Source organism: Streptomyces fungicidicus (genome assembly GCF_003665435.1).
Lineage (GTDB): Bacteria > Actinomycetota > Actinomycetes > Streptomycetales > Streptomycetaceae > Streptomyces > Streptomyces fungicidicus.
Genome location: NZ_CP023407.1, coordinates 5,843,977 through 5,856,641, shown reverse-complemented (window position 1 = coordinate 5,856,641; position 12,665 = coordinate 5,843,977). Strand labels below are relative to the sequence as shown.

The window sequence follows — 12,665 nt, the reverse complement described above, 5'->3', positions numbered from 1 at the left end:
TCGGGAAAATCCCCGCCCGGCGTCGCGTCCGGGGCGGCCCGTCGGGTGAACGGCGGGACGGCTGTGCGACGGGCGCCGGCGGGGGCGGGCCGTCCCGTTCTGCGCCGCCTCCCCGCCTCCGGCACCCTGGACGAATGGGAGCGTGGGACCTCCTGCTCGCCGGACTGGTGCTCCTGCTCGGACTGTGCGGAGTGCTGCTGCCAGGGGTGCCCGGATCATGGCTGGTGTGGGCCGGGGTGCTGTGGTGGGCGCTGAAGGATCCGCGGCCCGTCGCCTGGTGGGTGCTGGTGGGGGCGACCGTCCTGCTGTTGCTGTCCCGGGCGGTGCGCTGGGCGCTGCCGTCCCGCCGGCTGCGCGCGGCGGGCTACGACGGCCGGACGCTCGCCTACGCGGGCTGCGGCTCGTTCCTCGGCTTCGTGCTGCTGCCGGTGGCCGGCGCGGTCCCCGGGTTCCTCGCCGGGGTCTACGTCCGCGAGCGGCTCCGGCTGGGCCGGCGCGGCGAGGCGGCCGCGGCGACCCGTACGGTGATGCGCTCGGGCGGCTGGAGCGTGCTGACGGAGCTGTTCGCCTGCCAGCTGATCACGGCGGCATGGCTGGGCGCGGTGTTCTGGGGCTGACCCGCGCTCACGGCGGCGTGGGCAGTACTCCCTCGTGGGTGAGCAGCCGCACCTTCCGCTCCAGGCCCCCGGCGTACCCGGTGAGCGAGCCGTCCGCGCCGATCACCCGGTGGCAGGGGCGGACGATGAGCAGGGGGTTCGCGCCGATCGCGCCGCCGACGGCGCGCACGGCGGCCCGGGGCGCGCCGATCCGCGCGGCGATCTCGCCGTAGGACACGGTGGCGCCGTAGGGGACGGCGTCGAGGGCGTCCCACACCTTCTCCCGGAAGGGGGTGCCGGCGGTGCGCACGGCCAGCCGGAACTCCTCGAGGTCTCCCGCGAAGTACGCGGCGAGCTGCCGCGCGGCCTCGCGGAACGGGCCGGGGTCGGGCCGCCAGTCGTCGCGCACGGTGCGCCCGCCCTTCTGCCCGGGCACGGACAGCGAGGTCAGCTCGCCGGTCGGGGCGGCGGTGAGCAGCAGCGGCCCGACGGGGCTGTCCACGCTCGTCCAGTACGTGGTGGCGGTCATGATCACTCCAACTCCCCTGCTGCGCGCAGGTGGTTCAGGGCGTACGAGCGCCAGGGGCGCCAGCTGTCGGGAAGGTCCGGGCCGGGCGGGGCCACGTCCGGCTCGCCGAGCGCGCGGGTGCGGATCGCGGCGATGGTACGCGGGCCGAGGCCGGGGACGGCGGCCAGGGCCAGGCGGGCGGCGTCCCGGTCCGCGCCGGGGCCGAGGAGGACGGTGCCGTCGGCGAGGGCGGCGGCGAGCGCGCCCAGGGTGCCGCCGGGCTCAGCCCCGGCGAGGGCGGCGGGTTCGGGGAACAGGTGGGTGAGGGGGCCGCAGGGGGCGTCGAGCCGCTTGCCGTGGCACCGGACCAGCCGTGCGGCCTCGTCGCGGCCGGTCAGCGCGCGCACCGCGAACTCCTCCGGGTCGGCGGCGCCCGGGGAGCGCAGCCCGGGGCGGGCGGCGACCAGCGGGGCGAGCCGGGCGTCCGCGCCGAGCCGTTCGTCGACGGCGTACGGGTCGGCGTCCAGGTCGAACAGCCGCCGCAGCCGTTGTACGGCGGTGGTCAGGTCGCGGGGGTCGGTGAGGTGGACGCGGGCGTCGAGCCAGCCGCCGGGGTGGGCGCCGGGACCGGTGTGCGGGCGTTCGCCGACGGCGGCGATGCCGGTGCCGTAGGGCAGCCGCAGGGTGCGCCGGTAGGTGCGGGCGCCCGGCGTGCCGCTCACCTCCTCGACGCCGGGGACGGCCTCGCGTTCCAGCAGGTCGAAGACGTGTCCCGCCTGGTAGGGGCCGCGGTGGGCGAGCCGCAGGGGGATCCCGGCGGAGGGTGTGGCGGTGCGCGCCGCGGTCCGTCCGCGGCGGGGCGCGGCGGCGCGCAGCCCGCTGGGGGTGGTGGCGTACACGGCCCGTACGGTGTCGTTGAACTGCCGCACGCTGGCGAATCCGGCGGCGAAGGCGATCTCGGTGACCGGCAGGCCGGTGGTCTGCAGCAGCACCCGGGCGGCGTGCGCGCGCTGGGCCCGGGCGAGCGCGACCGGCCCGGCGCCGAGCTCGCCGGTGAGCTGCCGCTGCACCTGGCGGGCGCTGTAGCCGAGCCGTGCGGCGAGTCCGGCGACGCCCTCGCGGTCGACGACGCCGTCGGCGATCAGCCGCACGGCCCGGCCGACGACGTCGGCCCGTACGTTCCATTCGGCGGAGCCGGGCACGGCGTCCGGGCGGCACCGCCGGCAGGCCCGGAACCCGGAGCCCTGCGCGGCGGCGGCGGTCGGGAAGAACCGCACGTTGTGCCGTTTGGGGGTGACGGCGGGGCAGCTGGGCCGGCAGTAGATCCCGGTCGTCTCGACGGCGAAGAAGAACACCCCGTCGAACCGGCCGTCCCGGCTGCGCACCGCCTGGTACCTGCTGTCCTCGTCCTTCACACCGTCCAGTCTCCGCCGGCCGGGGCGTCCCGGCTGGCGGAAATCGGACGGGGAGGTGCGCTACCGCAGGCGGCCCCGCTTGGCCTCCATCGCCGCCCTGCCGATTGCGCCCTTGCGCTTCCAGTCCTTGCGGATCTCCGCGCGGAGCCTGGCGTCGGTCTTGGCGACGATGTACTGGTTCTCCCGGAGCAGCTTGCGGTAGCTGTCCAGGCGGCGCTGCGGCAGCGCGCCGCCCTCCACGGCGTCGAGGACCGCGCAGCCCGGCTCGTTCTCGTGGGCGCAGTCGTGGAAGCGGCAGCCCTCGGCGAGCTCCTCGATCTCGGCGAACACCTGGCCGACGCCGGTTCCGGCGTCCCAGAGGCCGACGCCCCGCAGTCCCGGTGTGTCGATGAGGACTCCCCCGCCGGGCAGTGCCAGCAGGTTGCGGGTGGTGGTGGTGTGCCGGCCCTTGCCGTCGACGTCCCGGGTGGCCCGTACGTCCATCACGTCCTCGCCGAGGAGCGCGTTGGCCAGGGTGGACTTGCCCGCCCCGGACTGGCCGAGCAGCACCGACGTACCGCCGGCGGTGATCGCGGCGAGGACGTCGAGGCCGTCCCCGTCGCGCGCGCTGACGGTGATCACGGGCACGCCCGGGGCGCTGGTCTCCACGTCCTGGACAAGGTGCGCCCGGGTCACCGCGTCCGGCACGAGGTCGGCCTTGGTGAGGACGACCACCGGCTGCGCCCCGGACTCCCAGGCCAGTGCCAGGAAGCGTTCGATACGGCCCAGGTCGAGTTCGACGGCGAGGGAGACGGCGACGACGGCGTGGTCGACGTTGGCGGCGAGGATCTGCCCCTCGGACCGCTTGGAGGAGGTGGAGCGCACGAAGGCGGTACGGCGTGGCAGATACGCGCGTACGTAGCGCGGGTTGCCGCCGGGTTCGACGGCGACCCAGTCGCCCGTGCAGACGACCCGCAGGGGGTCGTGCGGGGTGACGAAGGCGGTGTCGGCCCGCAGGGTGCCGCCCGCGGTGACGACATCGCACTGGCCGCGGTCGACCCGGATCACGCGCCCGGGCAGCAGCCCTTCGGCGTCGTAGGGGGCGAACTCGCCGGCCCAGGCGTCGTCCCAGCCGTAGGGGGCGAGCGCGGAGGAGACGGAGGTGGAACTCAAGGGGGTGACCCTTCAGGTGGGGTGGCCCCGGCGGCCGCGCGTGGGCGCGGGAAAGGGTGAGGTCAGCCGGTGGCCACGGAGGTGGACGTGACGGTTTCCCTGATGCGGGCAGCGCCCGGCGCGGTGACAGCCATCGGTCGGCACCTCCTCACTCCACGATCGTTCCGGTGCGGTGGCGCGCGGCCACCGCGTGATCTGCCGTCACAGTAGCCCGCGGCAGCACCGGCCCGTCAACTTGTTTTCCGGGCCCGGGGGTCACACGGCCGCGCACGTCCGTCCGTTGAGGGTGAAGCCGGACGGCGGGCGGTTGGCTCCGCTCCAGGACGCGAGGAAGCCGAAGGCGAGCTTGCCGCCCGCGGCGACCGACTTGTTGTAGTCGGCGGCGGTGACGGTGACGGCGGCCCCGTCCTGGTGCGCCGAGCCGTCCCACGTCTGGGTGACCCGCTGGCCGTCCGGGAAGGTGAAGCCGACGCGCCAGGACGCGAGGGGGTCCCGGGTGGTGACGGTGACGGCGGCCTGGAATCCGTCGGGCCACTGGTTGACCAGGGCGTAGTCGACCCGGCAGGCGGCCGGGGCGCCGCGGCCGGTGGTCTCGGGCGCGGGGGTGGCGGAGGAGGTGCCCTGCGGTTCGGGGTCGGGGATCTGCCGGTCCGCGGGGCTGTCCGGGGTGGGCGTGCGGGACGGCTCGGGGGACGGGGTGTCGGAGGGGCCGGCGGTGGGCGCGGCGGGGAGCGAGGGTCCGGGGTCGGCCACCGGCTGCCGGTCGGCGTCGGCGCGTCCGGCGCCGTCGTCGGCCGTGTCGCCGCCGAACGGCATCAGTGAGACGGCGAGCGCGAGCAGGGACACCAGGACGGCGGCGACCAGCGGGCCGTGCCGGGCGATCCGGGTCCGGCCGGCGGGGTGCGCCGGGTCACCGGTGTCCGGGTCGGCACGGTCGGGGCGTCCGGCCCCGAGGCGTACCTCGGCGGCGCGGCGGCGGCGTTCCAGGTAGGCGAGGCCGCCCCAGCCGATCACCCCGCCGGCCAGCGCTCCGGGCAGTCCCCCGCCGTGCAGCCGCAGGCAGGCGGCGGCCTCGGCGCACGGGTGGCAGGTGGCGAGGTGCCGGGACAGGTCGTCGGGGGTGTCCGCGGCGGGCGAGCGGGTGACGGCGTCGAGCAGCCGTGCGTAGCTGCGGCACTCGGCGTCCAGGGGCGAGTCGAGGTGGTTGCGGTGGCAGCGGTCCCGGAACATGCGGCCGACCTGGGCGAGTTCGTCGGCCGCGGTGGCGGGGTCGAGGCCGAGCCGGCGGGCCACCAGGGGCAGCGGCAGGGCCTCCGCCTCGGCGAGCCACAGCAGTTCGGCGTCCGCGTGCTGCAGATCGCGCAGTCCGCGCAGGGCGACCGGGCGTTCCAGTGGCGGGCCGGTGTAGCGGGCGGCCTGGTCGGAGTGGAGCCACAGGCGCAGGTCGGGGTCGAGCTTGTGGCCCTTTCCGGCCTCCTCCCAGGCGGCCGCGGTGCTGCGAACGGCCGTCAGCAGCAGGGGTATCCGGGGCAGCCGGGCGGAACGGCGGCCGTGGCCGCGGACGGTGGCCGACTCCGCGGCGCGCAGCTCCCGTATGCCCTGTTCGAAGGCCTCACGGGCGAGTTCCGCGGCGGCGGCGGAGCCGGCCGTGCACAGGTCGGCGTAGGACAGCGCCGCGTCCCAGCACTCGGTGAACAGCGCCGCCTCGGTGGCGTCCTGGGGGCTCGGCAGGTCGGGCATGAGTCTCCCGCATCACGAACGAGGTCAACTCGCCATACTGGCTGTGGAGTTGGGGAAAACCTCGCGGCAGTGGCCGAGCCTTTCACGTCCCCGACACAACTGACAAGCGCTTCCCTCACTTTCCGTGGCGGCGTCGCGACACCCCGAAGGGACAATACGCACGGAAGGCCGGAACGTCTCGGTTCCGGCCTTCCGAATCCTGTGCGGGGGCGTGCGCCCCGGTGGCTCAGACCGCCTCGGCGGGCTCCTGCGCCGGGAGGCTGTCCATGAAGGAGCTGACGGAGAACACCGCGCGGCCGGGTCCGGGCGGACCGTATCCGGGGGGCGAGGAGAGGCCGAAGTCCTCCATGGTCTGCCGGTACGCCTGGAGCAGCCGGATGTGGTACTCCAGCGGCGCGCCCTGCGGGTTGGCCTTGCCGAGCGGGGTGGTCGGCTCGGGGCACCAGGTGGTGAAGCGGGGCGTGATGCCCTGCGACATGAAGAAGCGCAGGCCCTCGGTGGTGGACGCGATCGCCTCGTCGACGGTCTTGAAGCCGAAGGGCTCGGCCATCTCCACGCCCGCGACGAAGTTGGGGATCACGTTGCGCGCGCCGAACACGTCGGCGGAGTCGAGGATGCGCCGGTGCCACTCGTCACGGCCGACGTAACGCTCCTTGCCGGGGCAGTACATCTTGAAGAGGTACTCGTCCCACACCTCGAAGTTGGGGTGGTAGATCTGCACGCCGTAGTCCTTGAAGCGCTGCACGTCGTCCTTGGGCAGCGCCTGGGCGACGACCTTGCCGATCCAGCGGCCGGGGAAGCGCTCCTCGATGGCCTTGGCGTAGTGGCCGTAGAAGTCGGCCTCGTCGCGTCCGGAGACGGTCCTGGTGATGGCGCCGCCGGTCAGGGTGTAGGCGGTGGAGGCCTTCGCCGTGTCGTACCGGTCGATGATCTCCAGGGCCTCCAGGACCTCCTCGACGTCCTTCACCCCGGTGTAGGGCCGGCCGGCCGCCTTGTGCTGGCGCCAGTTGTGGTTGATGTCGCAGTACTGGCACTCCTCCTTGGCGCCGAAGTACTGGCAGACCCGGAAGACGGTCAGATAGATCAGGTATCCCCACTGGATGGTGGGGGCGACCTCCATCACCGACTTCCCGTTGGACAGGGTGTGCCGGTAGTACTCGGGCATGGGCGGCACGCCGACGTCCGAGATCCGCTTGCCGTCGAGGTACAGGCCGAGCATGCCGTGCTCGTCGGCGGCCACCCGGTAGGGGGAGGCCGGGTTCACGCGCACCGACACGACCGTACGGCGCAGGTCGTAGGGGCCGCCCGTGAGGATGATCTCCTCCGGCGGGCGCCGCAGCGCGGCCTCGCCCAGCTCGGGCAGGGTGCCGTGGTCGAAGGAGAAGATGAAGTACGACTTCGGCTTGACGTCACCGCCCTCGTTGTCACTGAGCGCGGACGGATCGAAGGCCACACCGCCGCGCAGCAGGTCCTCCTTGAACACGGCCTCGCGCGGCACGTGCGGGAACCGCTCCATCAGATCCTCGACCAGCGCGGTACGGCTGCCCATCCCGTTGTTCTCCTCCCGGTGCTGACGTACGACTCCTCACGGTATGCCCCCGCCGGGGCATCCGGGGTGCCGGGTCCCCCCACATGGCGTGGGTCACTCCCGGGATAGGTTCCGGCGGGGGCACCTTTCGGCCCCGACGGCCGGGAAGGACGAGGGATGACCGAGAGCGTGACCAACTGGGCGGGCAACATCACGTACGCCGCCAAGGAGCTGCACCGCCCGCACGGCATGGACGCGCTGCGGGATCTGGTCGCCGGGAGCCCGCGGGTGCGGGTACTGGGCAGCGGGCACTCCTTCAACGAGATCGCCGAGCCCGGCGAGGACGGCGTCCTGCTCTCCCTCGACGTGCTGCCCCCCGGGATCGAGGTGGACACGGCGGCCCGGACGGTACGGGTCGGCGGCGGCGTCCGCTACGCGGAGCTGGCGCGGGAGGTGCACCGGCACGGGCTGGCGCTGGCGAACATGGCGTCGCTGCCGCACATCTCGGTGGCCGGTTCGGTCGCCACCGGCACCCATGGCTCCGGTGTCGGCAACGGGCCGCTGGCCTCGTCCGTGCGCGCGGTGGAGATCGTGGCGGCGGACGGTTCCACGGTGACCCTGGCGCGCGGCGACGAGCGGTTCGGCGGGGCGGTCACCTCGCTGGGCGCGCTCGGTGTCGTCACCTCGCTCACCCTGGACCTGGAGCCGGCCTTCGAGGTCGAGCAGCACGTGTTCACCGAGATGCCCCTGGACGGGCTGGACCGGGCCGCGTTCGAGACGGTGATGTCGGCGGCGTACAGCGTCAGCCTGTTCACCGACTGGCGGGCGCCGGGCTTCCGGCAGGTCTGGGTGAAGCGGCGCACCGACCAGCCGCTGCCCGACTTCGCCCGGGCGGCCCCGGCGACGGAGAAGACGCACCCGGTGCCGGGCATGCCCGCCGTGAACTGCACCGAGCAGTTCGGGGTGCCGGGACCCTGGCACGAGCGGCTGCCGCACTTCCGGGCGGAGTTCACGCCGAGCAGCGGGGCGGAGCTGCAGTCGGAGTACCTGATGCCGCGGGAGTCGGCGGTCGCCGCGCTGCACGCCCTGGACGGGATCCGGGAGACGGTCGCCCCCGTGCTGCAGACCTGCGAGGTGCGGACCGTCGCCGCCGACGGCCAGTGGCTCAGCCCCTCCTACGGGCGGGACACGGTGGCCGTCCACTTCACCTGGGTCGAGGACACCCGGGCGGTGCTGCCCGTGGTGGCGCGGGTGGAGGAGGCGCTGGCCCCGTTCGACCCGCGCCCGCACTGGGGGAAGGTGTTCACCACGCCGGCCGCGGAACTGCGCGCCCGCTACCCGCGGCTGGACGACTTCCGGAACTGCGTCGAGCACCTGGACCCGCGGCGCAAGTTCACCAACGCCTTCGTGCGGGACGTCCTGGGCGAGTGACCCCGGCCACCGGCCGGACTTCGTCGCCCCCCTTTCCGAACCCCTTGTCGAAAGGTCCGCCCGCTGCGTAGCCTGGCCGCGCCGGTGCCCGGGCGGCCCGGCAGGGACGGGGGCGGCTTCGGTGAAGCGCACATCGCGGGACATCCGCACGGCCAACCGCTACCGGGTGCTGCGCCAGATCATCGCCGCGTCGCCGACCTCCCGGCAGGAGCTGGCCGCGGCCACCGGGCTCAGTCTCGCCACCGTCGCCACCCTGGTCGGCGAGCTGCTCGCCCTGGGCATGATCACCGAGGTCGGCTTCGAGGACTCGGCCGGCGGCCGCCCCCGGGGCCTGGTGGCCGTCAACACGTCGGGCGGCGCGCTGATCGGCGTCGACCTGGCGGAGACCTACGTCCGGGTCGAGCTCTTCGACCTGGCGCTGAACGTGCTGGCCCGCGCCGACGAGGCACTGGGCCCCGGGGAGGACCGGCCCGAGCAGGTCGCGGGGCGGGTGGCCGCGGCGGTCGGTTCCGTGGTCGCCCGGGCCGGGGACGGGGCCGCCCGGGTGCTCGGGGCCGGGGTGAGCGTGCCGGGGCAGGTGGACCGGGACACCGGCGTCTGCGTGTACGCGCCCAACTGGGACTGGCACGACGTCCCGTTGCTCGACCTGCTCGCCGGCCACCTCGCCTGCCCCCTTTACCTGGACAACCCGTTGCGGGCCTGCGCGGTGGCCGAGCTGTGGTCCGGGGCGGCGCGCGGGCACGGGGACGCGGTGGTGGTGAACCTGGGGACCGGGGTGGGCGCCGGGCTGGTGCTGGGCGGCGGGGTGCACCGGGGCGTGACCAACAGCGCCGGCGAATGGGGGCACACCACGCTCGTCCTGGACGGCCGCCCCTGCCACTGCGGCAACCACGGCTGCGTGGAGACGTACACCGGGGCGCCCGGGATCATGCTCAATCTGCGGGAGGCGCAGCCGGACAGCCCGCTGCTGCGGCCCGGCGACCAGACGGCCACCGTCGACGCGCTCGCCGCGGGCGTACGGGCGGGCGATCCGGTGGCGGTGCGGGTGCTCCGGGAGACCGCCCGCTATCTGGGCGCCGGGGTCGCCGATCTGATCAACCTGTTCAATCCGGAGGTGGTCGTGCTCAGCAGCTGGGTCGCGGCCGCGTTCGGCGAGCCGCTGCTCGACGAGGTGCGCGCGGCCGTCACCCGGCACGCGCTGCGCCGCCCGCTGGCCGCCGCCCGGATCGTCCTCTCCCCGATCCCGACCGATCCGGTGTGCCTGGGAGCGGCGACGTTCGCGCTGGAGGGCGCGCTGCAGCCGGCCGGGAAGGGCGCCGGGAGGCACGCCGTGGGCGGCCCGCGGTAGTTCCCGGCGCGTCACGGCCCACGAAGAGGCCACCACTCTGCGAAAGGACTTCGTCCCCATGTCATCGCGCACCCCGGCAAGCGGCTCGACCGGCTACGTCGAGGACGTGTCGCCCGGCCGCGGGACCCTGCCCCCGCGTGCCTGGTACGCGTCCTCGGACGCGGCGTCCCTGTCCCTGAACGGCGGTTGGCGCCTGCGGGTGTCGGAGACCGCCGACGCCGAGGACGACTCGTTCGCCGAGCCCGGCTTCGACGCCGGGGACTGGGCGGAGGTGACCGTGCCCGGCCACTGGGTGCTCCAGGGCCACGGCGCGCCCGTCTACACCAACCACCTCTACCCGTTCCCCGTCGACCCGCCGCACGTCCCCACCGAGAACCCGACCGGCGACCACTTGCGCCTCTTCGACCTGCCCGGCGACTGGCCGGCCGACGGCACGGCCGTGCTCCGCTTCGACGGGGTGGAGTCCTGCGCCCGGGTGTGGCTGAACGGCACGGACATCGGGGAGTTCAAGGGATCGCGGCTGCCGCACGAGTTCGCGGTCGGGGCACTGCTGAAGCCGGCCGGGAACGTCCTCGCGGTACGGGTTCACCAGTGGTCGGCGGGCTCGTACCTGGAGGACCAGGACCAGTGGTGGCTGCCCGGCATCTTCCGTGACGTGACCCTGCTGCACCGCCCGGACGGCGCCGCCGGCGACTTCTTCGTGCACGCCGACTACGACCACGTCACCGGCGAGGGCACGCTGCGCGTCGACTCCGCGGCCGGGGCCCGGGTGACCGTGCCGGAACTGGGCGTCGACGTGGCGGCCGGCGAACCGGTGACGCTGCCGGTCGAGCCGTGGACCGCGGAGACGCCCCGGCTGTACGACGGGGTGCTGGCCACGGCGGGGGAACGCGTCCCGCTGCGGATCGGCTTCCGCACGGTCGCGCTGGACGACGGCGTGATCAAGGTGAACGGGACGCCGCTGCTCTTCAAGGGCGTCAACCGGCACGAGTGGCATCCGCGCCGGGGCCGCGCGCTGGACCTCGCCACGATGCGCGAGGACGTGCTGCTGATGAAGCGGCACAACGTCAACGCCGTCCGCACCTCCCACTACCCCCCGCACCCGGCCTTCCTCGCACTGTGCGACGAGTACGGGCTGTGGGTGATCGACGAGTGCGACCTGGAGACCCACGGCTTCGTCGAGCAGGACTGGCGGGACAACCCCGTCGACGACGACCGCTGGACGCCCGCCCTGCTCGACCGGGCCGCCCGCATGGTCGAGCGGGACAAGAACCATCCGTCGGTGGTGATGTGGTCCCTCGGCAACGAGGCGGGCACCGGGCGCGGACTGACCGCGATGGCCGACTGGATCCACGGCCGGGACCCTTCCCGCCCGGTGCACTACGAGGGCGACTTCGGCTGCCGGGACACGGACGTGTACTCGCGGATGTACCTGCCGCACGCCGAGGTAGAGCGGGCCGGCGAGGGCCTGGACGGCGGCACCCACCGCAGGCGCGGCCTGCCGCTCATCCTCTGCGAGTACGGGCACGCCATGGGCAACGGACCCGGCGGACTCGCCGACTACCAACGGCTGTTCGAGTCGTACGACCGGCTCCAGGGCGGTTTCGTCTGGGAGTGGATCGATCACGGCGTGGAGCATCCCGCGCTGGGCTACGCCTACGGCGGTGACTTCGGGGAGGAGCTGCACGACGGCAACTTCGTCTGCGACGGGCTGGTCTTCCCGGACCGCACGCCCTCACCGGGGCTGATCGAGTACAAGAAGGTGATCGAGCCGGTCCGGATCGAGCCCGGCGACGCCGACGGCACCGTACGGGTGACCAACAGGTACGACTTCGCGGACCTGTCCCCGCTGGAGTTCGTGTTCTCCCACCAGGTGGACGGCCTGCCGACGGAGGAGCGCCGGCTCGCCGTGCCGTCGCCGGCGCCCGGTGAGTCGGCGGAGGTGAAGCTGCCCGCGGCCCCGGACGGCGGGGGCGCGGAGGTGCAGTGGACCGTGCGGGCGGTGCTCGCCGAGGACACTCCGTGGGCCGGCAGGGGCCATGAAGTGGCCTGGGCCCAGGGGACGGTGACCCGCCGCGCCCCGCTGCCGGCGGCGACCGGCGCGCGGCCCGCCGTCGACGGCGACCGGATCACGCTGGGTCCGGCGGTGTTCGACGCCCGGACCGGAGCGCCGCGCACGCTCTGCGGTGTGCCGGTACGGGATCTGCGCCTGGACGTGTGGCGGGCGACCACCGACAACGACGACGGGGCGAGCTGGCAGACGGACACCCGGTACGGGCCGCTCTGGCGCGAACTGGGCCTGCACCGCATGCGGCACCGGCTGGAGGCGGTCGAGGCGGACGGTGACGCGCTGACCGTACGGACCCGGGTGGCGCCGGCCGGCCGGGAGGCGGGCCTGCGGACGGCCTACCGCTGGACGTCCGACGGCGGTCGGGTGCGGCTGACCGTCTCGGTGGTGCCGGACGGCGACTGGCAGGTTCCGCTGCCCCGGCTCGGCATCCGCTTCGGGCTCCCCGGGGCCACCGCCGAGGACTCTGTGCGCTGGTTCGGCGGCGGGGGCGAGGCGTATCCGGACACCCGGGCCGCGTCCAGGGACCTGCAGTGGGACGCGCGCGTCGGGGAGCTCCAGACGCCCTACGTCCGCCCCCAGGAGAACGGCGCCCGCGCCGACGTGCGCTGGGCGGAGACGGGCGGCCTCCGGGTGGACGGCGAACCGGAGTTCTGGTTCACGGCCAGGCCGTGGACGACCGAGCACCTGGACGCCGCCCGGCACCGCACCGACCTCGTCCCGGACGGCACGGTCTGGGTCAACCTCGACCACCGGCAGCACGGCATCGGGTCCCAGTCCTGCGGCCCGGGCCCGCTTCCCCGGTACTACCTGTGGCCCGAGCCGGCGGAGTTCTCTTTCGTCTTCTCTGAGCCGGGCGACCGGCCGCGCGGCTGACCG

9 protein-coding genes are annotated in these 12,665 nt (G+C 74.5%); 4 read left to right on the top strand and 5 right to left on the bottom strand.

What is annotated here, in order from left to right:
• The first annotated feature begins 134 nt into the window (after positions 1-134).
• The gene (locus CNQ36_RS26445; RefSeq protein ID WP_004923264.1) at positions 135-617 is read left to right on the top strand and encodes a DUF456 domain-containing protein; all 483 of its coding nucleotides are present in this window, start codon (positions 135-137) and stop codon (positions 615-617) included.
• 7 nt (positions 618-624) lie between these two features.
• On the opposite strand, the gene CNQ36_RS26440 is transcribed toward CNQ36_RS26445, so the two are convergent.
• The 5 genes from CNQ36_RS26440 to CNQ36_RS26420 form a co-directional block, all read right to left on the bottom strand.
• Positions 625-1,125, bottom strand: a complete 501-nt coding sequence (locus CNQ36_RS26440; RefSeq protein WP_084828325.1) for a methylated-DNA--[protein]-cysteine S-methyltransferase — start codon at positions 1,123-1,125, stop codon at positions 625-627.
• 2 nt (positions 1,126-1,127) lie between these two features.
• On the bottom strand, positions 1,128-2,519 hold the full coding sequence (locus tag CNQ36_RS26435; protein ID WP_121547813.1) for a bifunctional transcriptional activator/DNA repair enzyme AdaA: 1,392 nt from the start codon (positions 2,517-2,519) through the stop codon (positions 1,128-1,130).
• A gap of 60 nt (positions 2,520-2,579) precedes the next feature.
• Positions 2,580-3,671, bottom strand: a complete 1,092-nt coding sequence (gene rsgA, locus CNQ36_RS26430) for a ribosome small subunit-dependent GTPase A (RefSeq protein ID WP_121547812.1) — start codon at positions 3,669-3,671, stop codon at positions 2,580-2,582.
• Positions 3,672-3,926: 255 nt separating this feature from the next.
• Positions 3,927-5,411, bottom strand: a complete 1,485-nt coding sequence (locus CNQ36_RS26425; protein WP_121547811.1) for a cellulose-binding domain-containing protein — start codon at positions 5,409-5,411, stop codon at positions 3,927-3,929.
• Positions 5,412-5,637: 226 nt separating this feature from the next.
• A complete protein-coding gene (locus tag CNQ36_RS26420; protein WP_004923274.1) occupies positions 5,638-6,960 on the bottom strand; it encodes a radical SAM protein in 1,323 nt (440 codons plus the stop codon).
• A gap of 156 nt (positions 6,961-7,116) precedes the next feature.
• Between CNQ36_RS26420 and CNQ36_RS26415 the strand changes: the two genes are divergently transcribed.
• From CNQ36_RS26415 to CNQ36_RS26405, 3 genes are all read left to right on the top strand, one after another.
• Positions 7,117-8,370, top strand: a complete 1,254-nt coding sequence (locus tag CNQ36_RS26415) for an FAD-binding protein (protein WP_121547810.1) — start codon at positions 7,117-7,119, stop codon at positions 8,368-8,370.
• Between the two features lie 121 nt (positions 8,371-8,491).
• Positions 8,492-9,718, top strand: coding sequence for an ROK family transcriptional regulator (locus CNQ36_RS26410; RefSeq protein ID WP_121547809.1), 1,227 nt, complete (start codon positions 8,492-8,494; stop codon positions 9,716-9,718).
• A 58-nt stretch (positions 9,719-9,776) separates the two neighbouring features.
• Positions 9,777-12,662: a glycoside hydrolase family 2 TIM barrel-domain containing protein gene (locus CNQ36_RS26405; RefSeq protein ID WP_121547808.1), complete on the top strand. Its 2,886-nt coding sequence runs from the start codon at positions 9,777-9,779 to the stop codon at positions 12,660-12,662.
• The last annotated feature ends 3 nt before the right edge of the window (positions 12,663-12,665 follow it).